At 68.0% G+C, this 24,403-nt stretch carries 21 protein-coding genes; 8 read left to right on the plus strand and 13 right to left on the minus strand.

Features of this window, described 5'->3' with window-relative positions; genetic code table 11:
- Positions 1 to 47: 47 nt before the first annotated feature.
- Positions 48 to 1,679, minus strand: coding sequence for an acyl-CoA synthetase (locus tag F5544_RS30130; RefSeq protein ID WP_167476310.1), 1,632 nt, complete (start codon positions 1,677 to 1,679; stop codon positions 48 to 50).
- A gap of 176 nt (positions 1,680 to 1,855) precedes the next feature.
- Between F5544_RS30130 and F5544_RS30135 the strand changes: the two genes are divergently transcribed.
- Positions 1,856 to 2,338, plus strand: a complete 483-nt coding sequence (locus F5544_RS30135; protein WP_167476311.1) for a GNAT family N-acetyltransferase — start codon at positions 1,856 to 1,858, stop codon at positions 2,336 to 2,338.
- A gap of 97 nt (positions 2,339 to 2,435) precedes the next feature.
- Here F5544_RS30135 and F5544_RS30140 read toward each other — a convergent pair whose 3' ends face one another.
- From F5544_RS30140 to F5544_RS30150, 3 genes are read right to left on the minus strand one after another with little or no spacing between them, the layout of a single operon-like run.
- Positions 2,436 to 3,659: an aspartate aminotransferase family protein gene (locus F5544_RS30140; protein ID WP_167476312.1), complete on the minus strand. Its 1,224-nt coding sequence runs from the start codon at positions 3,657 to 3,659 to the stop codon at positions 2,436 to 2,438.
- Between the two features lie 10 nt (positions 3,660 to 3,669).
- Positions 3,670 to 4,314, minus strand: coding sequence for a Pr6Pr family membrane protein (locus tag F5544_RS30145; protein WP_238846739.1), 645 nt, complete (start codon positions 4,312 to 4,314; stop codon positions 3,670 to 3,672).
- Between the two features lie 56 nt (positions 4,315 to 4,370).
- A complete protein-coding gene (locus tag F5544_RS30150; RefSeq protein ID WP_167476314.1) occupies positions 4,371 to 5,570 on the minus strand; it encodes an FAD-dependent oxidoreductase in 1,200 nt (399 codons plus the stop codon).
- A gap of 65 nt (positions 5,571 to 5,635) precedes the next feature.
- Between F5544_RS30150 and F5544_RS30155 the strand changes: the two genes are divergently transcribed.
- On the plus strand, positions 5,636 to 6,250 hold the full coding sequence (locus F5544_RS30155; RefSeq protein ID WP_167476315.1) for a PadR family transcriptional regulator: 615 nt from the start codon (positions 5,636 to 5,638) through the stop codon (positions 6,248 to 6,250).
- An 88-nt stretch (positions 6,251 to 6,338) separates the two neighbouring features.
- Complete coding sequence (hrpA, locus tag F5544_RS30160) at positions 6,339 to 10,451, plus strand: ATP-dependent RNA helicase HrpA (RefSeq protein ID WP_167476316.1); 4,113 nt, start codon at positions 6,339 to 6,341, stop codon at positions 10,449 to 10,451.
- A gap of 72 nt (positions 10,452 to 10,523) precedes the next feature.
- Here the strand turns inward: hrpA and nrdR are convergent, their stop codons facing one another.
- The 3 genes from nrdR to F5544_RS30175 all read right to left on the minus strand — a co-directional run bounded on the left by nrdR (position 10,524) and on the right by F5544_RS30175 (position 13,016).
- Entirely contained in the window at positions 10,524 to 10,994 is a 471-nt protein-coding gene (gene nrdR / locus F5544_RS30165; protein ID WP_167476317.1) for a transcriptional regulator NrdR, read from the minus strand.
- Positions 10,995 to 11,138: 144 nt separating this feature from the next.
- Positions 11,139 to 12,404 carry a hypothetical protein gene (locus tag F5544_RS30170; RefSeq protein ID WP_238846740.1) on the minus strand — a complete coding sequence of 422 codons (1,266 nt, stop codon included), beginning with the start codon at positions 12,402 to 12,404 and terminating at the stop codon, positions 11,139 to 11,141.
- 186 nt (positions 12,405 to 12,590) lie between these two features.
- On the minus strand, positions 12,591 to 13,016 hold the full coding sequence (locus F5544_RS30175) for a hypothetical protein (protein ID WP_167476318.1): 426 nt from the start codon (positions 13,014 to 13,016) through the stop codon (positions 12,591 to 12,593).
- Positions 13,017 to 13,276: 260 nt separating this feature from the next.
- On the opposite strand from F5544_RS30175, the gene lexA reads away from it, so the two are divergent.
- Both lexA and F5544_RS30185 read left to right on the plus strand, forming a co-directional pair.
- Positions 13,277 to 14,008 (plus strand): transcriptional repressor LexA, encoded by a 732-nt coding sequence (lexA, locus tag F5544_RS30180; protein ID WP_167476319.1) that lies wholly within the window; start codon positions 13,277 to 13,279, stop codon positions 14,006 to 14,008.
- A gap of 132 nt (positions 14,009 to 14,140) precedes the next feature.
- Entirely contained in the window at positions 14,141 to 16,198 is a 2,058-nt protein-coding gene (locus F5544_RS30185; RefSeq protein ID WP_428847078.1) for an ArnT family glycosyltransferase, read from the plus strand.
- A gap of 58 nt (positions 16,199 to 16,256) precedes the next feature.
- On the opposite strand, the gene F5544_RS30190 is transcribed toward F5544_RS30185, so the two are convergent.
- On the minus strand, positions 16,257 to 17,318 hold the full coding sequence (locus F5544_RS30190) for an alpha/beta hydrolase (protein ID WP_167476320.1): 1,062 nt from the start codon (positions 17,316 to 17,318) through the stop codon (positions 16,257 to 16,259).
- Positions 17,319 to 17,484: 166 nt separating this feature from the next.
- Here F5544_RS30190 and F5544_RS30195 point away from each other — a divergent pair, with 166 nt between their 5' ends.
- The gene (locus tag F5544_RS30195; protein ID WP_174867442.1) at positions 17,485 to 17,904 is read left to right on the plus strand and encodes a pyridoxamine 5'-phosphate oxidase family protein; all 420 of its coding nucleotides are present in this window, start codon (positions 17,485 to 17,487) and stop codon (positions 17,902 to 17,904) included.
- 30 nt (positions 17,905 to 17,934) lie between these two features.
- Here F5544_RS30195 and F5544_RS30200 read toward each other — a convergent pair whose 3' ends face one another.
- Entirely contained in the window at positions 17,935 to 18,612 is a 678-nt protein-coding gene (locus F5544_RS30200; RefSeq protein ID WP_167476321.1) for a septum formation family protein, read from the minus strand.
- A 119-nt stretch (positions 18,613 to 18,731) separates the two neighbouring features.
- On the opposite strand from F5544_RS30200, the gene F5544_RS30205 reads away from it, so the two are divergent.
- Positions 18,732 to 19,559, plus strand: a complete 828-nt coding sequence (locus F5544_RS30205; RefSeq protein ID WP_167476322.1) for a helix-turn-helix domain-containing protein — start codon at positions 18,732 to 18,734, stop codon at positions 19,557 to 19,559.
- Between the two features lie 44 nt (positions 19,560 to 19,603).
- On the opposite strand, the gene F5544_RS30210 is transcribed toward F5544_RS30205, so the two are convergent.
- Positions 19,604 to 20,515 carry an alpha/beta hydrolase gene (locus F5544_RS30210; protein ID WP_167476323.1) on the minus strand — a complete coding sequence of 304 codons (912 nt, stop codon included), beginning with the start codon at positions 20,513 to 20,515 and terminating at the stop codon, positions 19,604 to 19,606.
- Positions 20,516 to 20,633: 118 nt separating this feature from the next.
- On the opposite strand from F5544_RS30210, the gene F5544_RS30215 reads away from it, so the two are divergent.
- Positions 20,634 to 21,257 carry a LysE family translocator gene (locus F5544_RS30215; RefSeq protein WP_167476324.1) on the plus strand — a complete coding sequence of 208 codons (624 nt, stop codon included), beginning with the start codon at positions 20,634 to 20,636 and terminating at the stop codon, positions 21,255 to 21,257.
- 16 nt (positions 21,258 to 21,273) lie between these two features.
- Here the strand turns inward: F5544_RS30215 and F5544_RS30220 are convergent, their stop codons facing one another.
- The 3 genes from F5544_RS30220 to F5544_RS30230 all read right to left on the minus strand — a co-directional run bounded on the left by F5544_RS30220 (position 21,274) and on the right by F5544_RS30230 (position 24,255).
- Complete coding sequence (locus F5544_RS30220; RefSeq protein WP_275106975.1) at positions 21,274 to 22,167, minus strand: cyclopropane mycolic acid synthase family methyltransferase; 894 nt, start codon at positions 22,165 to 22,167, stop codon at positions 21,274 to 21,276.
- Positions 22,168 to 22,251: 84 nt separating this feature from the next.
- Positions 22,252 to 23,295: a fused (3R)-hydroxyacyl-ACP dehydratase subunits HadA/HadB gene (locus tag F5544_RS30225; RefSeq protein ID WP_167476325.1), complete on the minus strand. Its 1,044-nt coding sequence runs from the start codon at positions 23,293 to 23,295 to the stop codon at positions 22,252 to 22,254.
- Positions 23,296 to 23,511: 216 nt separating this feature from the next.
- Positions 23,512 to 24,255 carry an LppP/LprE family lipoprotein gene (locus F5544_RS30230; protein WP_167476326.1) on the minus strand — a complete coding sequence of 248 codons (744 nt, stop codon included), beginning with the start codon at positions 24,253 to 24,255 and terminating at the stop codon, positions 23,512 to 23,514.
- Positions 24,256 to 24,403: the final 148 nt, after the last annotated feature.

Genomic DNA, 24,403 nt, shown 5'->3' on the forward strand with positions numbered 1-24,403 from the left:
CTCACGTCCCGCGCCACGTGAGCCCGGCGCCGACCGGGCAGGCCCGATCACCCGTCGCGCAGCACCCGCTTGAGCACCTTGCCGGTCGGGTTGCGCGGCAGTTCGTCGGCGAAGAGCACGTCACGGGGCACCTTGAAGCGGGCCAGCCGTGCCTTCACATAGTCGCGGACCTCGGCTTCGGTGAGTGAAAACCCTTCCCGGACAACGACGACGGTGCGCAGCCGCTGCCCGTACTGCGCGTCATCGACGCCGAAGGCGCACACCTCGGCGATCGCCGGATGCGCGGCGAGCAGTTCCTCCACCTCGCCGGGAAAGACGTTCTCACCGCCGGAGACGATCATGTCGTCGTCTCTGCCGTCGATGAAAAGCCGTCCCGCCCCGTCGAAATGGCCGACATCGCCGGTGGCCATCAGGCGGCCGATCCTCGGCTTGTCGCCGCCGCCGGTGTAACCCTCGAACTGATAGCCGTTTCCGACGAAGATGCGTCCGGTCCCGCCCGGCGGCACCTCGATATCGTTGTCGTCGAAGATCTTCACCGTCGCGCCCGGCGCGGGCGTGCCGACACAGCCTGGCGCGGCGGCCAATTCGTCCGGCGTCGCGATCGTCGCGTACGCGACCTCGGTCGAGCCGTACACGTTGTAGACCACCGGGCCGAACGCCTCGGTCACCCGCAGGCACAGCTCGGCACCCAGCTGCGAGCCGGCGACGAAGATGATGCGCAGGTGCGAAAGATCGTGTCCGGCACGGGCTTGCGGGCCCAGCTCCACCATCCGGCGTTGCATCACCGGCACCGCGATCAGCGCGGTGGCCCGGTGCCGGTCCAGGCTGTCCAGTACCGCCTGCGGGTCGAAGCGGCGGCGGATCACCAGCGTCGACCCGAAGCCGACGGCCATGATCGCGTGCGCGAATCCGAGCGTGTGATACAGCGGCGCAGGGCATTCGGTGATCTCGCGGGCCCGGAACGGCACCTTGCCGAGGATCGCGCCGAGCGGTGCGAGGGAATTCGGCTCGCCGCGCGGCGCACCCTTGGGAGTGCCGGTGGTGCCGCTGGTGAGCAGGACGATGCGGGCCTGGGTGGCCGGGCGGCGCGGCGGCGTGCGCGCGCCGCTCGCGATCAGGTTGTCCAGCGTGTCCGCGCCGGGCCGATCCGCCCAGGCCCGGTACCGTCCGCGCTTGGGCACCAGATCGCCTACGACGCGGCCGAATTCGTGATCGTAGACCAGCAGGTCCACGCCCTCGCGGTCGATCACCTCGGCCAGCTGCGGCCCGGCGAAATCGGTATTGAGCAGCACGATCCTGGCGCCGCACTTGGCCGCGGCGAAGACGGCGTAGTGGAATCCGCGATGGTTGCGCGTCAGGATCGCGACACCGTCGCCGTCGCGCAGGCCGCGCGCCCGCCACGCGTTCGCCAAAGCCGTGCTGCGCGTATCCAATTCGTGGAAGCTGACGCGGCCGCGCTCGTCGAGGATGGCGGCTCGGTCGCGGTAGCGCAGCGCGGCGACCGTCACCAGGCCGCCGAGCAGTCCGGAGCGCAGCACCGCGGCGGCCATCCGGGCGAGGCGGTCCGGGCGCTCCGGTCCGGCCAGCCCGGCGCGCACCGCCAATGTGGCGTAATAGGTTTCGTCCGCGGCCCGCCGCGCGACCCCCGTCGCCAGCGCGCCGACCTCGGTGAGTTTCATGGCTGCCCTGCCCGCGACGGTGACACGGAAGCGCGGTGCGCGGATCTGCCGAACTCAGACATCGTCGTCCACCTTGATCGGGGCCGGATACCAAGGCCGTTGTGCGCCGGGCGGCTGCTTTCAGATTAAGCCGTCCCAGACGCTTGCGTCGAGCCGGTGCGAGTCATGATGGCCCGATGTCGAACAATACCGACCAGTCCGCGCTGCGGATCGTCGTCGACGATCTGTCCGGTCCGGCGATCGCGGCGCTGCTGGCCCAGCACCTGGACGATATGTACGCCACCTCCCCCGCCGAGAGCGTGCACGCCCTGGACCTGGACGCGCTGCGCAAACCCGAGATCACCTTCTGGAGTGCTTGGGACAGCGGCGAACTGGTCGGCTGCGGCGCGCTGAAGGAACTCGACCCGACGCACGGCGAACTCAAGTCGATGCGCACCGCGACCGCTGCCCGTGGCCGCGGCGTCGCCTCGAACCTGTTGCGCCACTTGATCGCCCAGGCACGCGAACGCGGCTACACCCGGCTCAGCCTGGAAACCGGAACCCAGCCCTACTTCGCACCGGCCCGCCGCCTGTACACCCGCAACGGCTTCGCCGAATGCCCGCCGTTCGCCGACTACATCCTCGACCCGAACAGCGTTTTCATGACGCTGGCCCTGTAGGCCTCACGCAGGAGCTCGGCCCGGCGCAGGTCGAGGACGGGCTCCGCCGACAGCGCCTATTCGGCGAGTGCTGAAGTCGGGCTCGGCCCAACAGCTTTCAGCCGAGCGCGCGGGCGAAGGCGTCGGCCAGCTCGCCGACCTGCTCGTCGGTCATCACGAACGACGGCGAGATCTGCATGGCGCCCTGCCCGGCGGCGCGGCCCGAAACACCGTGCTGGCGAAGGGTTTTCACCAGGGGCAGACCCTCGGACGGATCGGCCAGCTGCACCGCGGCGACGGCGCCGATACCGCTGCGGATCTCGGCGACGCGCGGATGTTCGGCCAGCGGTGCCAGCCGGTCGTGCAGGGTCGACTCCAGCCGCTTCGCCTCCTCCAGCAGACCCTCGCGCTCGATGATGTCCAGGTTGGCCATGGCGGCCGCGGCGGCGCCCGCGTGGCCGCCGTAGGTGTAGCCGTGCCGCCACCAGACGCCACCGGCGAAGAACGGTTCGGCGATCCGGGGCGCGACGAACACCGCGCCCATCGGGACATAGCCGGAGGTGAGGCCCTTCGCGGTGGTCATCAGGTCGGGTTCGAGCCCGAAACGCGAAGAGGCGAACCAGGATCCGCCGATCCGGCCGAAGCCGGTGACCACCTCGTCGGCGACGAACAGGATGTCGTTGTCCCAGCAGATGCGCCGCACCTCGGTCAGGTAACCCTCCGGCGGCAGCAGGATGCCGCCCGCACCGATCACCGGCTCGCAGAAGAAGGCGGCGATGCGCTCGGCGCCGAGCTCCTCGATCAGCGCGAGCAGCGCCTTCGGATCGTCCCACTCCACCGTGCGGGCATCGGCCATCAACTCGCCGTAACCCTCCCGGTTCACCGGGATACCCGCCAAAGCCGTTCCGGCGACGTGCATTCCGTGATAGGCCAGGCGCCTGCCGACCACGATCGACTTGTCCGGGCGGCCCAGCTCGTGCCAGTACCTGCGGGCCAGCTTGGCCGCGGTGTCCACCGAATCCGAACCGCCGGAGGTGAAGAAGATCTTGCTGCCCGGCACCGGCGCGATGGCGCTCAGCCGCTCCGCGAGCGCCTGGGTGACCGGGGAGGTGAGGTCGCCGAAATTGGAGTAGTGCGCGACCTGGCGCAGCTGCGCGGCGACCGCGTCGGCGATCTCGCCGCGGCCGTGCCCGACGTTGGTGAACCACAGCCCGGCGGTGGCGTCCAGATACCGGGTGCCCGCCGCGTCGTAGACGTACGCGCCGTCGCCGCGCGCCACCACGAACGCGCCGTCGCGCTCGACGGCGCCCATATCGGCGAACCCATGCCAAAGCGAAGTCATGACACCACCCTTACCGCAGAACATGGTCGTAGGTCGAACCGCGCCAGCGCCCGCAGAGCTGTCCGAGCGCCACGATCGCGACCGCGAGCAGGGCGAATCCGATGACGAGCTCGACGAGACCGATGGCCATCGACACATAGCCCTGGTTGCGCGGATCAATGAACGGATATGGATACCAGTCCACAATCGGCCCGCGGCCCAGCGTATAGATGCCGTACAGCACGGGATAGACCAGCAATCCGGCGACGAGCCATCCGGTGACGGCGAGTCCGGCCGGGACCAACACCCAGTCGACCACCATGACCACCGGCTGCACCCGGTGCAGCACATCGTTGATCCACGGCGGTTCGTCGCCGATCCCGAGATGCGCGAGCAGCACCGCGTACACGATGCCGGTGATCACCAGATACATCGTCGCCGCGCAGCGCAGCACCTGCCAGCGCCTGCCGCCCGGGTCGACGAGCCCGCCGACCAGCAGCACCAGCGCCGCCAAAGCATTGGACTGGATGGTGAAATAGCTGAAATGGTTGGCCATCGAATAGCCGGGTGACCTCGATTCATAGATCGGACCCGCGATCAGGGCCGCGACACCGAGTGCGGCGAAACCGACCCGCAACACCCGAACCCACCACGGGGACACCTCGACGGCGTGCACCGGGCGATTGTTGCACAGGTCACCATCCGTGCCCGACAGCGGTTGCCTACGGATTGCTACAGCTGCGCTTCCCGGACGGGGTCGGCATCCCATTCGGCGGGGAATTCGTACATCCACGCATTGGGATCGGTCGCGCCCGCCCCGCGCGCAACGAACAGCGGGAAGATCACGTGATCGCGCAGCAGCCTGCCCAGGTAGCCGGGGGCCTTCCGGTCCCCCCGCTTCTTTCCCCATGCCACAACGTGTTCGACCCGCGCGCGGCGCTGCCGCTCATAGCTCGCGAACGCGGATTCGACAGAGGCTTCGTCGCGCAACGCCTTGCCCAGCACCACCGCGTCCTCCAGCGCCATCGACGCACCCTGCCCCGATGCCGGTGACGCCGCGTGCGCGGCATCGCCGATGATGATCATCCCGTCGCGATACCAGGTGGGCACCGAGGGGAAGTCGTAGGTGCCGAACGGCGCGATCAACTGTTCGGTATGCGCGATGAGGTCGAGCGCGGGCGAATTGTCCCCGGCGAAAAGGTCGTTCAGGCGGGCGCGGACATCCATGGCCGCCAACTCGTCGGGCCGCGGTTCGGCGGCCGCGCCGAAATTGGTGAACCACCAGACCGCGTCGTCCGGATGCCGGACGTATCCGAAGAAGGCCCGGCGGCCGAAGACGAAGGTCATTTCGCCAACCGGCGCATCGACTTTCGCGCCGTGCGCGTAACCGCCGGTGTTGAGCAGTCCGGTGTATCGGGCGGGCGGGGCGGCGGGATCGATGAGCATCCTTGTGCGCGAACGCAATCCGTCCGCACCGATGAGCAGGTCACCGTCGGCGGCCGAGCCGTCGGCGAATACGGCGCGCACCCCGGCCCGCCTCGGCTCAACCTCGACGAGCCGCTTGCCGTGCACGATCTCGATATCGCGGGCCAGTGCCGTCGCCCGCAATGCCGCGTACAGGTCCGTGCGATTCATCGTCCGGCAGCTGTCACCGTCCGCGAGCGTGGGCCCATAGTCGAAGGCGGCCAGGCGTTTTCCGGTGCCGCTGTAGATGGACATGCGCGGGGTGGGGAAGCCTTCGCGCAGGCAGTCGGCGCAATCCAGTGCGCGCAGGGCGTTGCGGCCGTTGACCGCGACCGTGAGGAAGCCGCCGACGGATTCCGCGCTCGTGGAATGAGATTCGTAGACGGTGGACCGAATCCCGGCCCGCCGCAAGGCCAGTGCGGCCGCGGGCCCGGCGATTCCCGCCCCGATGATCAGTGCGTGTCGCATGCATTAACCATAACATGGATAGCTATAAAATGGTGTCTAACTTTCCGAGATAGGAGGCCGAGACGATGGCCCGTCGCGCCGATCAGCGCTCACCGCTGGCGCTGCTGGTGTTGGCATTGCTGGCCGAGGCGCCGATGCACCCGTATCTGATGCAGCAGCTGATCAGGCAGCGCGGCAAGGACACGGTGGTGAACGTCGCGCGCAGTGCGAGCGTCTACCAGACCATCGACCGGCTGGAACGGGCCGGACTCATCACCCATCACGAGCACCAGCGCGCCCCGGGTAAGCCGGAGAGAGCCGCCTACCGTCTGACCGAGGACGGACAGACCGCGCTGTACGGATGGCTGGATTCGATGCTGGCCGAACCCGGTCGCGAATACCCGGAATTCCCCGCCGCGCTCAGCGTCGCGATGCTGCGCACCCCCACGGATCTGCTGCCGCTGCTGGAAACTCGCGCGGCCGCGCTCACCGCGGAACTCGATCGGCTGGCGGCACAACCCGATTACGGCCTGCCGCGCATCTCCATGATCGAGGACGAATACCGGGCCGCGATGGTCCGGGCCGAATTGGCGTGGACGGAATCGATTGCCGCCGAACTCCGTTCGGGGACGCTGAGCTGGACGATGCCGGAAATCATCGCGGCCGCCGAACAATCCAGGAAAGCCGCTTCGAGCGAGTGATCCAGGCCACGCGCCTGACGCATTCGCTCCGGCCATGCGCGGGCTGCGGGCGGCTTCGCCGACAGCGCCTATTAGGCTGGTTGACGCAATGACCAGGACAGCCGACGCGAGTCTCCGCGAGCTTCGTACCCGCCTGGCCGCCGTATCCCTGCGCGACGAACACCGGTTGCGCCGACGCCTGGACCGCGCCCGCGGCGGCGACCTCACCGGTATCGCGGCGGAGATCGCGGCCGCCGAGCAGCGGATCGAGGCCCGCCGAGCAGCGGTACCCGAAATCCGTTATCCGGAACAGCTACCCGTCTCGGCGCGCCGGGACGATATCGCCGCGGCCATCAGCGAACACCAGGTGGTGATCGTCGCGGGCGAGACCGGCTCCGGCAAGACCACCCAGATCCCGAAGATCTGTCTCGAACTCGGGCGCGGCATCCGCGGCACCATCGGCCACACCCAGCCGCGCAGGCTGGCCGCCCGCACCGTCGCCGAACGCATCGCCGAGGAGTTGGGCACCGAACTCGGCGATATCGTCGGCTACACCGTCCGCTTCACCGATCAGGCCTCCGAGCACACGCTGATCAAGCTGATGACCGACGGCATCCTGCTCGCCGAGATTCAGCGCGACCGGCTGCTGCGCCGCTACGACACGATCATCATCGACGAGGCGCACGAGCGCAGCCTGAATATCGACTTCCTGCTCGGCTACCTCAAACAGTTGTTGCCGCGCAGGCCGGATCTCAAGGTGATCATCACCTCGGCGACCATCGATCCCGAGCTGTTCGCCAGGCATTTCGCCGCCGAGGACGGTACGCCCGCGCCCATCGTCGAGGTATCGGGGCGGTCATATCCGGTCGAAATCCGTTACCGCCCACTGTCGTTGGAACTACCCGCCACCGACGATCCGGACGACGAGGACACCCGCGTCGTCGACCGCGATCCGACCGACGCCATCGGTGACGCGGTGGCCGAACTGTTCGCCGAGGGCGACGGCGATGTGCTGGTGTTCCTCTCCGGCGAACGCGAAATCCGGGACACCGCGGACGCTTTGCGCGATCTGAAGCTGCCGCGCACCGAGATCCTGCCGCTCTATGCCCGGCTCTCGGCCGCCGAACAGCACCGAGTGTTCCAGTCGCACACCGGACGTCGCGTGGTGCTGGCCACCAACGTCGCCGAGACCTCGCTCACCGTTCCCGGCATCCGATACGTCATCGATCCCGGTACCGCCCGCATATCACGCTATTCGATGCGCACCAAGGTGCAGCGGCTGCCGATCGAGCCGATCTCGCAGGCCTCGGCCCGGCAGCGCTCGGGCCGCTGCGGGCGCGTCGCCGACGGTATCGCGATCCGCCTCTACGCCGAGGACGATTTCGAGGCCAGGCCCGCCTTCACCGAACCGGAGATCCTGCGCACCAACCTCGCCGCCGTCATCCTCCAGATGACCGCGCTCGGGCTCGGCGATATCGAGGGTTTCCCGTTCGTCGAGGCGCCGGATCGGCGAGCGATCCGGGACGGCATCGCGCTGCTGGAGGAATTGGGCGCGCTGGCCCGGCAGGGCTCCGGAAAACGCGCCGCGGCAACCGATTCGGAGCCCGAGCCGCGAACCGATGATGCGGCAGGCGGGCTGACGCTGACACCGATCGGCCGGGAAATGGCGCAGCTGCCGGTGGATCCGCGGATGGCGCGAATGCTGGTCGAGGCGAACCGCGCGGGCTGCCTGGCCGAGGTGCTGATCATCGTGGCCGCGCTATCCATTCAGGACGTGCGGGAACGTCCGGCGGAATTCCAGCAGGCCGCCGACGCCAAACACGCCCGATTCACCGTCGAGAATTCCGATTTCCTGGCCTACCTGCGGCTGTGGGACTATCTGACCGAACAGCGGAAATCGCTGTCGTCCAATCAATTCCGGCGCATGTGCCGGGACGAGTTCCTGCACTACCTGCGCATCCGCGAATGGCAGGACCTGCACGGCCAGCTGCGCACCATCACCAGGGGCCTCGGCTGGTCGATCCAGGGTCCGGACGACGAAACCGACCGCCGGTCAAAGGATTCCGCGGGCCGATCGGCGAAAACGCCGGACCGCGCCGGGCGGGGCCGTCGGCCGTCCCGCGCCGACAACCGCGAATCCGACGGCGGCACAGTCGATTCGGCCGACCTGCCCTGGGATGCGACGTCCATCCATCAGGCGCTGCTATCCGGCATGCTGTCGCATATCGGCGTCCGTGAGGCCGAGTCCAGGGAGTTCCTCGGCGCGCGCAACGCCAAGTTCATGATCTTCCCGGGTTCGGCGCTGGCCAAGAAACCCCCGCGCTGGGTGATGGCCGCCGAACTGGTGGAGACCTCGCGGCTGTGGGGCCGGATGGCGGCCAGGGTCGAACCGGAGTGGGCCGAGCGGCTCGCGGGCGATCTCGTCAAACGCACCTATTCCGAACCGCATTGGTCGGCCAAGCGCGGCGCGGCCCGCGCCTACGAGCGGGTGACCCTCTACGGCGTGCCGTTGGTGACCGGCAGGCCGGTGGATTACGGCCGCATCGATGCGGAACTGTCCCGTGAACTGTTCATCCGGCATGCGCTGGTGCAGGGCGAATGGCAGACCAGACACGAGTTCTTCCACCGCAATCGCGAATTGCTGGACGATGTCGCGGATCTGGAGCATCGCGCCCGCCGCCGCGACATCCTGGTCGACGACGAGGTGCTGTTCGAGTTCTACGACCGGCGGCTTCCGGCCGAGATCGTCTCGGTGCGGCACTTCGACAGCTGGTGGCGCACCGCGCGACGCAAAGATCCCGCGCTGCTGGACTTCTCGACCGATACGGTGGTGAACGAGGGCGCGGCGACGCTGGATCCGGCGGACTTCCCCGACGCCTGGCGGCAGGGTGAGCTCAGCTTCCCGCTCACCTACCAGTTCGAGCCCGGCAATGCCGACGACGGTGTGACCGTGCACATTCCGATAGCGCAGCTGGCACACGTGCGGGCGGTCGGCTTCGACTGGCTGGTGCCGGGTATGCGCGAGGAGCTCGCCGCGGCGCTGATCAAAACCTTGCCGAAGACGCTGCGCCGCAGCGTGGTTCCCGCGCCCGACTTCGCTGCCGCGGCGCTGGCCGCGCTCACCCCGCGTGCCGAGCCGCTGCGCACCGGCCTGGCGCGGGAGCTGTCCCGGCTGGGCTCGGTGACCATCACGGCGAACGATCTGGACCCCGCCGCACTGCCGGACCATCTGCGGATGACCTTCGCCGCCTCCGACGCCTCGGGCGCCGTCGTCGCCCGGGGCAAGAGCCTCGCGCAGCTCAAAACCCAGCTGGCCGAGCAGGTTTCCGCCTCGGTCGCGCGGGCGACCGCCGGCGCCGAACGGGCGCCCGCCACCGTGTGGACCACCGAATCCCTCGGCCGCCTCGACGAGACGGTCCGCCGCGAGGCGGGCGGCCAGACCGTCACCGGCTATCCGGCGCTGGTGCCGGAGGGCGACGGCGTGGCCGTACGAGTGCTGAGTTCGCCTGCGGCACAGGCGAATGCGATGCGCGCGGGCACCAGGGCCCTGGTGCTGCACGCGATTCCCACCTCGGCGCGCACGGTCACCGCCGGTCTGCCGCCGACGGATCGCCTTGCGCTGAGCCAGAATCCGTACGGTTCGCTGGACGCGCTGGTCGAGGACTGCCGGGCCGCGGCGGCCGACGAGCTGATCGCCGCGGCGGGCGGGCCGGTGCGCGATCCGGAGCGGTTCGACGCGCTGGTCGCGCGGATCCGCCCCGAACTCACCTCGGCCGTGGCCGCCATCGTGCGCCTCGCGGTGCCGGTACTGGCCGCGGCACACCAGGTTTCGAGTGCGCTGACGCGGACCGCCGAACAGGACATAGCCGATGACGTGCGCCACCAGCTGGCGGATCTGGTGTTCCCCGGTTTCATCTCCGAATGGGGTACCGCACGCCTGCGCGAGCTGCCCCGCTACCTGCAGGCCGCGCTGATCCGGCTGGAGTCGCTGCCCGGTTCGGCGGTGCGCGACCGGCAGGGCATGGCCGAACTCGACCGGGTACTGGCCGCCTACGACCGGCTGGTCGCGAATCTGCCGGAGCCGCGCCGGAATTCGCCCGCGATCGGCGAGATCTGGTGGATGATCGAGGAATTCCGGGTGAGCCTGTTCGCGCAGCGGCTCGGCACGCCATATCCGGTGTCGGCCAAGCGAATCGAGCGGGCGATCGCCGCCGTCCGCTGACCGCCCAATGGACGCTGTCGGGCGAAGCCCGTCCTCAGCCCGCGCACGGCCGGAGCGAATGCGGAGGTACGCCTACTTGGCGGCGGCGGTCGCGGCGGCGCGGGCTTGGCGCATCTCCTGGATCTCACGTTCGAAATCCTCGGCCGAGCTGAAGGATCGGTAGACCGAGGCGAAGCGCAGATAGGCCACCTCGTCCAGATCGCGCAGCGGCCCGAGGATCGCCAAACCGACCTCGTGGCTCGGCACCTCCGGCGAACCCTTGGCCCGCACCGCATCCTCCACCTGCTGGGCCAGCAGGTTCAGCGCGTCGTCGTCGACCTCGCGCCCCTGGCAGGCGCGGCGCACGCCGCGAATGACCTTCTCGCGGCTGAACGGTTCGGTGACACCACTGCGCTTGACCACGGAGAGGATCGCGGTCTCGACCGTGGTGAAGCGCCGCCCACACTGCGGGCAGGAGCGTCGCCTGCGGATGGCCGTGCCTTCCTCGGTCTCGCGCGAGTCGACCACCCGGGAGTCGGGGTGACGGCAGTACGGGCAATGCATCCGAGAGATCCTTCGTCGATGCGCGCGCTCGCGACCGGTCGGTCCGGCGAGCTCATGTACAGGGGCCTGAACCCGGTAGCAGGTATACCTCTGTTGACATGCGGTATACCTTCATAGCACTTCGAGGATACCCGGACTATCGATTCATTCGGTCAGCGACCACTCACTGGTGAGATCACAGATCAGGTCGGGCAGCCGCGCGACGAGCCTGCCGTTGGCCAATTTGTTCCAGAACGGCTCCCCGAGCACGGTCGCCGCGAACGGCGTGTTCGATTCCATATCGATGTGGCGCGGCACCAGGTCACCCATGATGTACGTCCACCGCGTGTCGCGATCGGCCCAGTTGAAGCCGGGTAGCGGCGCCCGCAGCGCCACGGTGCGACCGCCGACCTCGGCGCGCACGGTGATCGGCGCGAACACTCCCGGCGCGCGAACTCCCGGCACCGCGGCCTTACCGGCCAGCGTGCTCACGTAGGTGAGCGCACGGCTGATCGGCGCGCGGCCCGCCGAGGTGGCGTCCCACTGGTCGGCGATCACGTGGTTCTGCTCCCGGTCGGTCATCCTGATCAGCGCGTCCACGTAACCGGCCTGGGTGCCGGATGCGATGGATTGCCATGCGGTGTGCAGACTCTCGTCGATCACACCGGCGGCGAACAGCTCGTCGATGGCTCGCATGCCATCGGCCGCGTACGCCTCGTGCATCGGCACCAGGTCGGTGAAGATGTGCCGCTGCATGATCATCAGCCTGGTCTGGTACCAGCTGAGATCGGCGCCGGTCAGGCGGGAGCCTTCGGTGGCGAGCAACCGGACGTCGTCGGGCAGCAGCGCCGTCAGTTCCGGTGGGGTGCCGCGCAACAGATCGGCCACCGCGTCACCGAGCTGGTGGATGCCGGTCAGGTCGATCAGCACGCCGACATCGCGCATATCGAAGAAACCCGAGGCGAACGAACCGCCGGCGAGCCCGGCCAGGCCCGCCCACCAGAAGTCCGGGTGCCGGGTGGCCAGCCGCAGGTAGTTGACGTAGACCTGGTTGAAGGTGGCCTCGTTCGCGCGAACCCCGCGGGTGGGATCCCATCCGGTGATGTCGATACCCGCGTTATCGGTGGCGACCACCATCCAGTACTGATGCAGCAGGGTGGCATAGCGTTTCGGATCGATGCCGTCGGCCCGCGCCGCGTCCAGTGCCGCGCGCAGGGCCGATTCGTCGAGGGGCAGCGCCGGATTCAGTCCGCCGCCACGTTCGCCCGCGCCGTTGAGCGATGGCAGATCCAGGTATTCCGCATAGCCGGGCGCCGCGGCGACGACGGGTGCGGCGCCGAATCCCAGTAGCAGGCAGGTGAGCACGCCGATTACTCGAATGATCGAGCGTGCGGCGGTGGCGAGGTTGATCATGGGGTTCGGTCCCGACATCGTTGCGCGGCAACCCCGTTCGCGAATTCCGGTGGACGCCGGAAGCCGAAGCCAACGTGTTGCCCTGATCACAGGTTTTCCGCACAGTAGCAACACGTTCTTGTCGCCGATCAACAAATTCGGTCACCTTGTTCGGCCCCGAATCCCCTTGGACCCCAATCGTGCCCATCCTCGCCGCACCGGGTTCTAGCGCGGCGCGACGCCGTCCTGGGGTGCCGAACCGTCGACGATCATCGGCGCCGGCGCGGGCGTGCCGTGGTCGAAAGTGCCCGCGCGCCAATGCCCCAACCCGATCAGCGCCGTCACCACCAGCGCGCTGAGCAGCGCCGACACCGCCAGCGCCGCGAAGCCGACCTTCGCCTCCTCGACCCGCTGCATCGGATACACGCTGCGCGACTGCCGCGGAGTCAGCGGGCGAGCGTCGTAGGCGACAACCGCGGCGCGCGGGCGCGCGCCACGCGGACGGCGGTCCACTGCGGGGCGGTATAGCGCCGCGGCGGTGCGGGCCCGCAGCACCGGCGGATGGACGGTGCGAACCCGCGGGACGGTGTCGAAGCCCAGGTCGTCCTCGACGACGGGGGCGGTGGCGATTTCGCTGATCGCAGTGCTCATCGGACAGACCTCCGGTTGCGGCCGTGGGATATGAGTGGAGATGTCGTTCGATCACGTGTTCGAAGAAAACTGTGTTCGATTTCTACCACGCGGCACCGACAAAGTCAGCAGAAACGCCCGACATACCTCGAACAGATGTTTGAAACATCGCCGTGACCGGACTAGATTCGAGAGACGAAAAACACGACTGCGGCATGAGCTCCGGCGGGCGCACGCGGGCCCGCGCATGCCGCGAATCGAACATAGGAAGGGCGGTTGCGGTGAGCCACACAGACGACACGGGTGATGAGAGCGACGTCGGCGCCGACCCGTCGGGGACCGGAGCGGAGCTCACCGTGCGTCAGCGCAAGGTGCTGGAGGTCATCCGGACCTCGGTCAGCGAGCGTGGGTACCCGCCGAGCATCCGGGAGATCGGCGATGCCGTCGGGTTGACCTCCACCTCCTCGGTGGCGCATCAGCTACGGGCACTGGAGCGCAAGGGCTATCTGCGCCGCGACCCGAACCGGCCGCGCGCGGTGGACGTCCGCGGGCTCGACGAGGCGGTCCGCGCGGTCACCAGCCTGCAGACGGTCGGCGCGAGTATCGAGGAGGCCGACGCCGCCGATCCGAACCGCCCGGTGCCGACCTTCGTCCCGGTGCTCGGCCGCATCGCCGCCGGTGGGCCGATCCTGGCCGAGCAGGCGGTGGAGGATGTCTTCCCACTGCCGCGTGAGCTGGTCGGCGACGGTTCGCTGTTCCTGCTGAAGGTCGTCGGCCAGTCGATGGTCGACGCGGCGATCTGCGACGGCGACTGGGTGGTGGTGCGTCAGCAGAACGTGGCCGACAACGGTGAGATCGTCGCGGCCATGATCGATGGCGAGGCGACGGTCAAGACGTTCAAGCGCACCGGCAAGGACGTCTGGCTGATGCCGCACAACCCGCTGTTCGAACCCATCCCGGGTAACGACGCCCGGATTCTCGGCAAGGTCGTCACGGTCATCCGCAAGATCTGAACGGCGAAAGATGAACGGCCGCACGGAGTTCCGTGCGGCCGTCCGTTTTCGGGTTCCCGATCCGCCCTGCTCACAGCGGATTGACAGGAAACATCCAGCGACTTCACCCCTCGGGTTGCCACACTGTCGCGAGTGACCGCAACCAGCGCCGTGCCCGATGCGACCGATGCCGCCTCGAACGACGAAACGCAGACCCCCGGTCCGCCCGCGCCCGACGCGGCCGGGAGGGCCGCGGCCACCCTGCCGCCCGCACGCCGCTGGGAACGTCTCGGTCTGGCCGCGCTGCTGCTCGGCACCGCGGCGGCCTACCTGTGGAATATCACCGTCAACGGAATGGGGAACGGCTTCTACGCCGCGTCCGCCTGGTCGGGCTCGCTGAACTGGAAGGCGCTGCTGTTCGGCTCGCTGGATCCCGGCAATTTCATCACCGTCGACAAGCCGCCGGTATCGCAGTGGGTGATGGGTCTGTCCGGGCAGCTGTTCGGGTTCGGCAGTGCCGGCATGCTCGCGCCGCAGGCGTTGATGGCGGTGGCCGCGGTGGCGCTGATGTACGGCGCGGTCGCCCGGGTCACCCTGAGCCGCGGCGCCGGACTGCTGGCCGGCGCCGTACTGGCGCTCACGCCGGTGGTGGCCATGATGTTCCGGTTCAACAATCCGGATGCGGTGATGGTGCTGCTGATGACCGCAGGCGCCTACTGCACCATCCGGGCGCTACCCCGGGCGAGCCTGCGCTGGCTGATGCTGGCCGGTGTCGCGCTCGGCTTCGCCTTCCTGGCCAAGATGCTGGAGGGCCTGATGGTGCTGCCCGCGGTGGCGCTGGCGTACCTGATCGTGGCGCCGACGTCGCTGCGTAATCGGTTGGGGCACTTGCTCGCCGCCGCTGCCGCGCTGATGGTGTCGTCGGGTTGGTATGTGCTGCTGACGATGCTGTGGCCCGCCTCGTCGCGCCCGTATCTGGCCGGATCCACCGACAACACCTTCATGGATCTCGTCTTGGGCTACAACGGTTTCGCCCGCTATCTCGGCCAGAACCACCGCGGCGGCGGTAACCGGATGGCGTTGCCCGAGGGCTACGAGATGCCGCATTTTCCGGGCGGCCGAGGCGGTTTCGGCGCCTTCGGCGGTGGTACGGGACCGGACAAACTCTTCACCGGTGAGATCGGCTTCGAGATCTCGTGGCTGCTGCCCGCGGCGCTGCTGGCCTTCGCGCTGGTGCTCGCGCTGCGCCGGCGGGCCCCGCGCACCGATGTATTGCGCGGCGCCGCACTGGTTTTCGGGTTGTGGCTGCTTATCGACGGGGTCGCCTTCACCGAGATGAAGGGCGGGATGCACGCCTACTACACGCTCGCCGTCGCACCGGCCATCGCGGGCATGTTCGCGATCGGGGTGCACGAGCTGTGGCGGCGGCGCGCCGATAACTTCGGCCGGATCGGTTCGGCGGCACTGATTCTCACCGGCGGCATATGGGGATTCGTTGTGCTGCAACGCAATGCGGATTGGCTGCCGTGGCTGCGCTGGACCATCCTCGTCGTCGCGGCGCTCGCCGCCGCCGGGCTGGTACTCGTCTCGCTGCCCGCGGCCGCGCGGTTGCGGGCCAGGGCGGTGACGGTGCTCGCGGTGGCGGGAATCCTTGCGGCATTGGCCGGTTCGACGGCGTACGCGGTGGCGACCCTGCCGCAGCCGCACACCGGCGGCAGCCCGTCGGTCGGCCCGGCCCGGCATCGGGCGGACTCCGGTCCGGCCGCCGAAATGCGCAGGCAGATGAGCATATTCATGGGCGACGGCGGTTACGATCCGAAGCTGGTGGACCTGTTGCGCGACACGTCGACGAAATGGTCCGCGGCGGTGGATCGTTCGTCCACCGCGGCGGGTCTCGAGCTGGCCAGCCGCACACCGGTCATCGCCATCGGCGGCTTCACCTCCGACGACCCGGTGCCGACACTGGACCAATTCCAGCGCATGGTCCGCGACCACCAGGTCACCTATTACCTCGCCCAGGAGGTCAAGCTCCCGGATTCCTGGCGGGTGCCGACCGCGGGCCGGCCTAGCCCGAACGCACAACCGCCCGCCGACCAGGGTTGGTGGCGTCCGGTGGGGCACAAGGACATCGCGGACTGGGTGAGCGCGCACTACACGCCGACCCACATCGGCAATATCGCCGTATACGACCTCACGGTGGCACCCAACTGATTCGTTCCCGAAGTCGGTACGGAACTATCCGCACCGACCGGGTCCAACCGCACGAGAATCAGCCAGCCGCAGGGGGTTTCGTGGGCATGCGCCGGGTCAGCCAGCCGAGGGCGGGAGCGTAGCGGTAGTCGATGCCCGCATGGCCGTCGTCGAAGTGTTCGAAGTGGATGATGTCGTCGGCGACGCCGTTGGCGCGCAGGGCATCTCGGAAGGCCTGCGCGCCGATATCGAGGAACCACTCGTCGCGGGTGCCGCCGTCGATCCAGATCGCGCGCATGGAGCGCATCGCCTCGGCGTATTTCGGCACCATGCGCACGGGATCCCAGTCGAGCCAACGCTGCCAGGGGATCTCCCGGAGAACACCGGTGACCGGATCGAACGGAAGTTCCGGCACACCGTCCTCACCCGCGGAATAACAAGCGGAGAGACCGAGCAGCATGGCGAGCAGGCTGTCGGTGTCCTTCAGCGGACCGCCGCGGGCCATGCGCTCGCTGAAATCACGCCAGAATGCCCAGATATCGCCGTCGTACTCGCGCAGCCGCCGGACACCCTTCCCGAATTCCATGATGTACGAGTACTCGTAGAGAGCGTCGCCGGCGTGCGTGGCAAAATTCGCGAACAGGTCGGGGCGCAGCATCGGGGTGATCATCGCGCCGAATCCGCCACTGGATTTGCCCTGGATCGCACGGTATTCGCGATCCGCGATCGTTCGATAATTGCGGTCGACCCACGGCACGATCTCCTCGCACAGATAGGAGTGGTAGCGCCCGGTACCCGGTGAATCCACGAATTGGCTGCCACCGTATTTGGTCCACGCGTCGACGTAGACGACGATCGCCTGCGGCGCCTCCTCGGCGGCGAACATCCGGTCGACCAGTTCCACGAAGGGGCTCTTGAAGGGATGCCGATATCCCCACATCGGCAGTCGACCGGAATAGCCCTGAATGACATAGACCACCGGGTAGCGCTCGGTTTCCCGGGCGTCGTAGCCGGGCGGCAGATACACCCACAGCGGGCGCTCGTGCGGATCACCGAGCGGGTTGCCGCGCAGCAGCGCGCTGGAGAAGGCGTGCTGCTCCAATCGTCCGGAGAGTTCGAAATCGGGTACGAAATCCGTCATTCCCCGACAATACGGATAAACATCCCAGGATTATGCGAAATCGACTGCTGGACAGCGATTTCCATCGTGCACCAGCGTTCGCGCGGCGTCGATCCACCGGAAATAACCCGGCGAACCGTATGGTTGGTAACCGTGTGACCTATCGCCGAGCCGAGAGGACCGTTCGATGGCCAAGATGACCAAGGCGGAGCGCGAGGCGTTCCTGGCAGACCTCCATGTAGGCGTGATCGCCGTCGAGCGACCGGACCGGGCGCCGCTTTCGGTGCCGATCTGGTACGCGTACGAACCGGGTGGCGAGGTCGCCATCTGGACCGAAATCGGGTCGGTGAAGGAGAAGCTGATCAGCGCGGCGGGCCGCTTCTCGATCACCGCCCAGGTGGAACAGCCGCCGTACCGCTACGTCACCGCGGAGGGCTCCGTCACCGGCACCGAACCGGCCACCGCCGATACGGTGCGGCCGATCGCGATCCGCTACTTCGGCGAGCAAGAGGGCGCGGATTTCGTCGAGAAGAATCTCGGCGCCAATTCGATCATCATCCGGATGCGCCCGGAGCGGTGGCTGAGCACGGACTACTCGAAGGAGTGACCAACTCCCCGACGACCGCCGCCGGTGCGTTCAGCGTGGCAGCGGGCCGGTGAGCTTGCCACCGGCCGGGTCGTGTACCGCGCAGACGATGCGCCTGCTCTGCAGCCAGCCGATTTCGCTGTCCGGTGACAGCGTGATCAGCGAATATCCGGCGACGCGCGGGCTGGTGCGCAGGATGTCGTCGAGTTCGGCGCGGCAGACCTGATGGGCCTGCTCGGCCACCACGTCGGCGCCGGGCCAGGGCGCGTCGGGCAGTTCCGGGTCACCGATCACCTCGGCGTCGTGCGGGGCGGTGCAGGACAGCACCGTCACCGTGTCGATATGTCCGATATGCACACCGTCGACGCAGTCGCCGACGCGAAGATCGTTGCTGGCGATCGCATTTCCGTGCACCGAACTCGGCAGCGGGGCGGCGACGGGCCGACCCGCGATCGGCCCGCGCAGCCAGCCGGCGGCGATCGCGACGGCGACGAGCACCGCCCAAACCGCCGAGGCGACCAGCCCGCCGATCGCGAGCAGACGCCCGCGCCCACCCCTGGCACCGAGTCGGGCCAGCGCGACGATCGCGAACGGAACCGCCAGCAGGCAGCCACCGAGCAACCCGAAGATCAGTGCGGCGACGGCGAACCCGTCGATTCCGCCGTACGCGCGCGACCGAGGCGCGGCTGGTCTGCGCGAATACTCGGTGGGCCGGTGCGGCTCGGCCATGGTGCCCTCCCCACGGCGAACGGCTATCGACCACAGTAGCCGCGCTCGCCGCAACCGCGCCGCCACTTCGTCCAGCTAAAATACGTGGCTGAACCGTGATCGACGAGCGAGGTGGTGCCATGCTGTCGGCTCTCGAGCCGGATGTGCTCGGACTGGCGCCCGCCGACTTCTCCTGCCGCGGCTACACCGAACACACCGTGCCGCACGCCGCGCTGCGCGGCCTGGTGGTCGGGGACTACCGGCACGGCCGCCAGCACCGTTGTTTCGCCTCCTGGCGGGTGCCCGCCCATCCGACGGTGCTGCTCACCGTGCTGCACGAACCCGTCGACGGCAGGCTCACCGGTTTCGTCAAACGGGAGACGCGACCGTATCTGGTCACCGCGCCGCCGGTTTCCACCGCCGCCTGTCTGACGCCGCTCGCGGCCTATCGGCTGTTCGGCCCGGCCGCAGGCGAATTCGAGACCGAGACGGTCTCGCTCACCGATCTGTCCGGCGGCTTCGGCCGCAGGCTCGGCGAGCGGATCGGCGCGGCCGCGAACAATGCCGAACGCGGCGCGGTGCTCAACGACTTCCTGGTGACGCGGCTGAGTCACGCGGTGCTGCCGACGCCGCAGATCGTTCAGGCCTGGCGGCTCATCCTGGATACCGCGGGCCGGATGCCGATCGCCGATATCGCCGCCGCGATCGGCTGGAGCCACAACCATCTGATCCGCCGGTTCAAACAGCACCTCGGCACGACACCGAAAACGATGGCGCGGCTCATCCGGTTCCAGTCGTTGCTGCGGCGGATCAACGGCCCGCAGCGGGTGCACTGGGGTGAGGTCGCGGCCGAATCCGGTTACAGCGACCAGGCGCACCTGCACCGCGATTTTCACGAACTCGCGGGCGTCACCCCGGCGCGCTATCGGGCGCGGGCGGAGCGCTGCGGCTGCATGGGCGCGGAATGATCATGCTGCGGCACAAGGCTATTCGATAGCTCTGACCGAAATCGCTAATGCGACACGGGGATACGCGCGGCGATGAATTCGGCGAGCTGCTCGGTCGCCGCGGCGGCCTCCGGTGTGCCGAGCGCAGTCTGGTAGACGTGCGGTAGCCCGGCGCCGACCTCCAACGTGACGTCCACGCCCGCGGCGGCGGCCGCCGCGGCGAACCGTTCCGCATCGCTGAGCAGCAGTTCGGCGCCGCCCACCTGAATCAGCAGCGGTGGCAGCCCGGACAGGTCCGCGAACAGCGGCGAGGCAAGCGGCACATGCGGATTGGCTCCGGCCAGATAGACCGTGGCGATGCCGCGCAGCATATTCGGGGTGAAAACGGGGTCGTCGTCGACGCGTTCGACGACCGATGCGCCCGAGACGGTGAGGTCGAGCACGGGCGAGAGCAGCGCCGCGGCGGCGGGTAGCTCCGCGCCCGCGTCGCGCAGCCGCAGCAGCAGTCCGGCGATCAACCCGCCGCCGGCCGAATCACCGGCCAGCACGATGTTTTTCGCCGCAACACCCGCATCGGTGCGCAGCCAGCGCCAGACGGCGAAAATGTCCTCGGGCGCTGCCGGGAACGGATGTTCCGGCGCCAGCCGGTATTCCGGGAACAGCACCCGCATACCGGCCGCGCGGCCCAGCCGCGCCGCCAATTCGCCGTGGCTGCCGAGCGATCCGATCGAGTAGCCGCCGCCGTGCACGAACATCAGCACCCGATCGGAATCCGCACCCGGTGCCGAAAGCCAGTGTGCGGCAACGCCTCCGGCGTTCACCGCGGTGACCCGCACGTCGTCCGGAATCGGGTGGCGCCGCAGCGCGGGCGCGAATGCCGCCCGCACCTGCGACAGCGGTGGCGGCGCCTGTCCGGCTCGGACCTTCCTGCGCTCTCGAAAGGCCTCGATCACCGCTTGCATTTCCGGACTCGGCATCGTCGAACACTCCTCAACGTCGATACACGCTGGCCAACAGTGCGCCGCCACACAGTATTCCGCCCAGACCCAGGAATCAGCGGTGGCACGCGCCGCCCGAATGTGCTGGAATGCGGCGATGTCCAGTGGAATGCTGCTCGGTTTCGTGGTAGTCGCCCTGTTGGCGGTGTTGACACCAGGACTCGACACCATGCTGATGCTGCGCTACGCCGTCATGGGTGGTTGGCGGGCGGGATTCCTTTCGCTGATCGGTATCAGCCTCGGTTGCGCGGTGTGGGGCACCGCGAGCGTAGCCGGGTTGACCGCGGTGTTGCGGGCCTCGCAGCTCGCCTACGACGCGGTGCGGGTGGCAGGCGCCTGCTACCTGTGCTGGCTCGGTGCGTCCGCGCTGTGGAAGAGCATGCGCCGCAACCGATCCCCCGAGGACGCACCGGAGGTCCCAGTGGCGCGTCCGTCGGCCGCGCTGCGGGCCGGGCTCACCACCAACCTGCTGAATCCCAAGGTCGGCGTGTTCTATATGAGCCTGCTGCCGCAGTTCCTGCCCGCGGGCGCCATCGCGTGGGGTGCGGCGCTCGTCGCGATCCACGTCGGCATCGGGTTGATCTGGATGAGCACGCTGCTGTCCATGGCCGCGAAGCTGCGCACCTACCTGCTGCGGGACCGGGTTCGGCGCTGGCTGGATCGGCTCAGCGCGACCGTGCTCATCGCGTTCGGCCTGCGCCTGGCCGCCGAATCCAATTGAGCCGAACCACGATTCGCTACTCGACGCAGGTGAACTGCACCACATCCAGATGCCCGGCACGGAAATGGTGGGCACATCCGGTCAGATAGTGCATATAGGTGTCATAGGTTTCCCGCCCGCACAGCGCGATCGCCTCGTCGCGGTGCGCTTCCAGGGAAGCCGCCCAGCAATCGAGCGTCCTGGCGTAGTGCAATTGCAGCGGCTGCATGAACTCGACCGTGAATCCGGCGCGCTCCGCGAATTCCTTGACGCCGGGCAGCTTTTCGCTGCCGGTCGCGAACGGCAGCTGACCGCCCGGGAAGATGACACCGCGGATGAAGCGCATGAAGGCGATATCGTCGCGATCATATTTGAGGCCACGTTCGTGCATATAGTCCAAGCCGTGGATGACGATGGTGTGCAACAGCATTCGGCCATCGTCCGGCAGCGCCCGATAGGCGAAATCGAAGAAGTCGGCGTGCCGCTCGTGCCGGAAATGCTCGAACGCGCCGATACTCACGATCCGGTCGACCTTGCCGTCGAATTCCTCCCAGCCCTGCAGACGCACCTCGGCGTGCGCACGCTTCGGATGCGCCGCCAGCAGCGACCGGATATGGGCATGCTGATGCTCACTAAGCGTCAACCCGATGACGTCGACACCGTAGTGGTCGAGGGCGCGCAGCATGGTCGAACCCCAACCGCAGCCGATATCGAGCAGCGTCATGCCGGGACGCAGGCCGAGCTTGCCGAGGGCCAGATCCACCTTCGCCAACTGCGCCTGTTCCAGTGTGTAGTCGTCTTTTTCGAAATACGCGCAGCTGTATGTCCGGCTCGGATCCAGGAATAGCGCGAAGAAATCGTCCGACAGGTCATAGTGGGACTGCACGTCCGCGTAGAAGGGCGCGTATCGGCTCATCGGAACATCTCCCATCGGCTGGATCGGACGATCAGGGCAGCGATCGATCTCGGTACACCAGTTGGTTGCTCGACAGCAGACACAATGAATAGCGGCGACTCAGGAGAGTTGCACTGTCGCGATCGCGCGGCCGAATATCTTCTTACCGTCGTGGGTGGCGGTGATGGCGATGACCGCCGTGCGGTCGATGGTATCGACAGATTTGACCCTACCGGCGAATTCGACGATGCCCGGCCTGTCGTGTCGCACATATACCGGGCTCGTCATGCGCACGCTGTAATCGCGGACGGCGCCGGGGTCGCCGAGCCATGAGGTGACGAATCCGGCGCCCGCGCCCATCAGCAGCATGCCGTGCGCGACGACGCCCTTATCCAACCCGGCGAGCCGCGCGGTTTCCACGCTCCAGTGGATCGGATTCGAATCACCGGACACCCCAGCGTAATTCACCAGATCGCCGAGGGTGAGTTCGATGGTGCGCGGCGGCAGTTCCATACCGGCGGACACCGCGTACGCGGGCAGACCGGTGCGCTGGGCGTAGCCGGACATCTCCGGGGCGGCCAGCTCGTCGGCCGGGCCGCGCGGCGGGGTGACGCGGTTGCGAATGTCGTAGCGCAGCACGGTTTTCAGCGCGTCCACGAAACCGGAGTCGGCGGGCGCCGATGCCTGCGGCGAGCGGGCCATCACACCGGTGAAGCCGGTGAGCACGGGCCGTCCGAGATGATCGAAAACGGTGTTCTTGGTGGTGATCAGGTCGCCGCCCGCCGCGTGGCGCAGCGAATGCACGTGACTGTCCGACATCAGCCGGTCGCCTACGGTGACCGGCCGGTGGTAGGTCAGGATCTGATCGGTCTGGATGATGCCGCTCGGGTCGTAGTCGACCAGAACCTCGGCGAGCAGCATTTCGAAGGTCTGGATCCCGATCAGGGACAGGAAGGTCAGCGGGGCCACCACATCGGCGTAGCCGACATGTCGCGCGGCCGTCTCATCCCAGTGCACCGGATGGAAGTCCTGTACGGCGCGCGCGTATTCGCGGATCTTCTCGCGGCCGACGATGTAGGTGTCGTGTAGTCGAACGCCACGTCCCAGCAACGGCTCCGCAGCCACGAACCGACCAGTATCGACCAGGGTGTCACCAGCAGACATGCCGGAAAGCTATCACCGCATCCGCGCGGGGGTGGCCAGCGGACCGGCATGTCGGCAACAATCGTCGACCGCCCGTCGGCAACCGGCCGGTAGCCGAACGGGCCCCGCGGTACGGCATCCCTTGTCCGGCAAGATATGTCGCGCCGCGGGTCGCGACCACCGGCAATTCCACGGCTATGCGCGTTTCCGCGCCGAGGAATGTCTCCTGAGCACCGTTCAGTTGTCCGGCGGGAACTCACCCTTGGGGCTGACCGACCGGCCCTTCAGGGTGAACGTCACTTCGGTCGGACCGCCGGTGGGGCAGCACAGCGCATCAAACTTCTCCGCCCACTTGTATTGCACCGTAACGGTATTCCGGGTCTTGCCGAGCACCTGGGTGTAGCCGTACGGCTTCAGGGTCGCGGTGCCGAGATAGGTGCCGCCGGTGAAGAACAGCACATGGACGTACGGGTGAATATTGCCCGATTCCACCGTCATCCAGGACAGTACGCCGTCACAGCCAGCGGAGATCGGATCATTGCTCGCGAAGGGGTTCTGCCAGCTGCCGACCGCGGGCCGAGCGAGGCCGGCTATCGCATCGGCCGCGAGCTTGGAGTTCAGATCGAAACACAGGCCGTGCCCGCTGCCGTACGGTCCGGCCGGATCGTTCTTGACGGAGGTCACGGGCGGCGCGGGATCGTCGTTCTTGACCGTCGTCACGGGCGGCGCGGGCTGATCGTCGCGGACCGTCGTCGCGCCCGGGGTCGGCCCGTTGTCGTCGACCACCGTCGCACCCGGCGCCGGTCGGCCGTTCGTCGGCGCGACCGTATTCGGTTGCGACGCTGATGGATTCGGTTGGGTGGTGACATTGCCCGGCTTGGTCGTCGGCGCGCTCTGCGAGCTGGTCGCGGAACCGCATCCGGCGAGGCCGATCGCGGTGACCGCGGCCAGTACGACTGCCGCCATTGACTTGCTTCTCATGGTTCCCCCGTCGGAGTTACACCTGCGATGAACGTGGATTGTCTTCCGCCCCAGCGGATCTGCCGGACTATCGACCCATGGACTCGGAAGACATATGAAATATCCGGTCCGGTTTGCCGGATGTTACCGGGGGCCGGGACCAAACTCT

This window comes from Nocardia arthritidis (assembly GCF_011801145.1).
Lineage (GTDB): Bacteria > Actinomycetota > Actinomycetes > Mycobacteriales > Mycobacteriaceae > Nocardia > Nocardia arthritidis_A.

Coding starts and splice junctions, on each gene's coding strand:
- F5544_RS30205 (WP_167476322.1), top strand. CDS start 18,732: ATGCTGTCGGCTCTCGAGCCGGATGTGCTCGGACTGGCGCCCGCCGAC.
- F5544_RS30150 (WP_167476314.1), bottom strand. CDS start 5,570: ATGCGACACGCACTGATCATCGGGGCGGGAATCGCCGGGCCCGCGGCC.
- F5544_RS30135 (WP_167476311.1), top strand. CDS start 1,856: ATGTCGAACAATACCGACCAGTCCGCGCTGCGGATCGTCGTCGACGAT.
- F5544_RS30230 (WP_167476326.1), bottom strand. CDS start 24,255: ATGAGAAGCAAGTCAATGGCGGCAGTCGTACTGGCCGCGGTCACCGCG.
- hrpA (WP_167476316.1), top strand. CDS start 6,339: ATGACCAGGACAGCCGACGCGAGTCTCCGCGAGCTTCGTACCCGCCTG.
- F5544_RS30210 (WP_167476323.1), bottom strand. CDS start 20,515: ATGCCGAGTCCGGAAATGCAAGCGGTGATCGAGGCCTTTCGAGAGCGC.
- F5544_RS30215 (WP_167476324.1), top strand. CDS start 20,634: ATGTCCAGTGGAATGCTGCTCGGTTTCGTGGTAGTCGCCCTGTTGGCG.
- F5544_RS30175 (WP_167476318.1), bottom strand. CDS start 13,016: ATGAGCACTGCGATCAGCGAAATCGCCACCGCCCCCGTCGTCGAGGAC.
- F5544_RS30155 (WP_167476315.1), top strand. CDS start 5,636: ATGGCCCGTCGCGCCGATCAGCGCTCACCGCTGGCGCTGCTGGTGTTG.
- F5544_RS30130 (WP_167476310.1), bottom strand. CDS start 1,679: ATGAAACTCACCGAGGTCGGCGCGCTGGCGACGGGGGTCGCGCGGCGG.
- F5544_RS30170 (WP_238846740.1), bottom strand. CDS start 12,404: ATGTCGGGACCGAACCCCATGATCAACCTCGCCACCGCCGCACGCTCG.
- F5544_RS30220 (WP_275106975.1), bottom strand. CDS start 22,167: ATGGGAGATGTTCCGATGAGCCGATACGCGCCCTTCTACGCGGACGTG.
- F5544_RS30225 (WP_167476325.1), bottom strand. CDS start 23,295: ATGTCTGCTGGTGACACCCTGGTCGATACTGGTCGGTTCGTGGCTGCG.
- F5544_RS30190 (WP_167476320.1), bottom strand. CDS start 17,318: ATGACGGATTTCGTACCCGATTTCGAACTCTCCGGACGATTGGAGCAG.
- F5544_RS30200 (WP_167476321.1), bottom strand. CDS start 18,612: ATGGCCGAGCCGCACCGGCCCACCGAGTATTCGCGCAGACCAGCCGCG.
- nrdR (WP_167476317.1), bottom strand. CDS start 10,994: ATGCATTGCCCGTACTGCCGTCACCCCGACTCCCGGGTGGTCGACTCG.
- F5544_RS30140 (WP_167476312.1), bottom strand. CDS start 3,659: ATGACTTCGCTTTGGCATGGGTTCGCCGATATGGGCGCCGTCGAGCGC.
- F5544_RS30195 (WP_174867442.1), top strand. CDS start 17,485: ATGGCCAAGATGACCAAGGCGGAGCGCGAGGCGTTCCTGGCAGACCTC.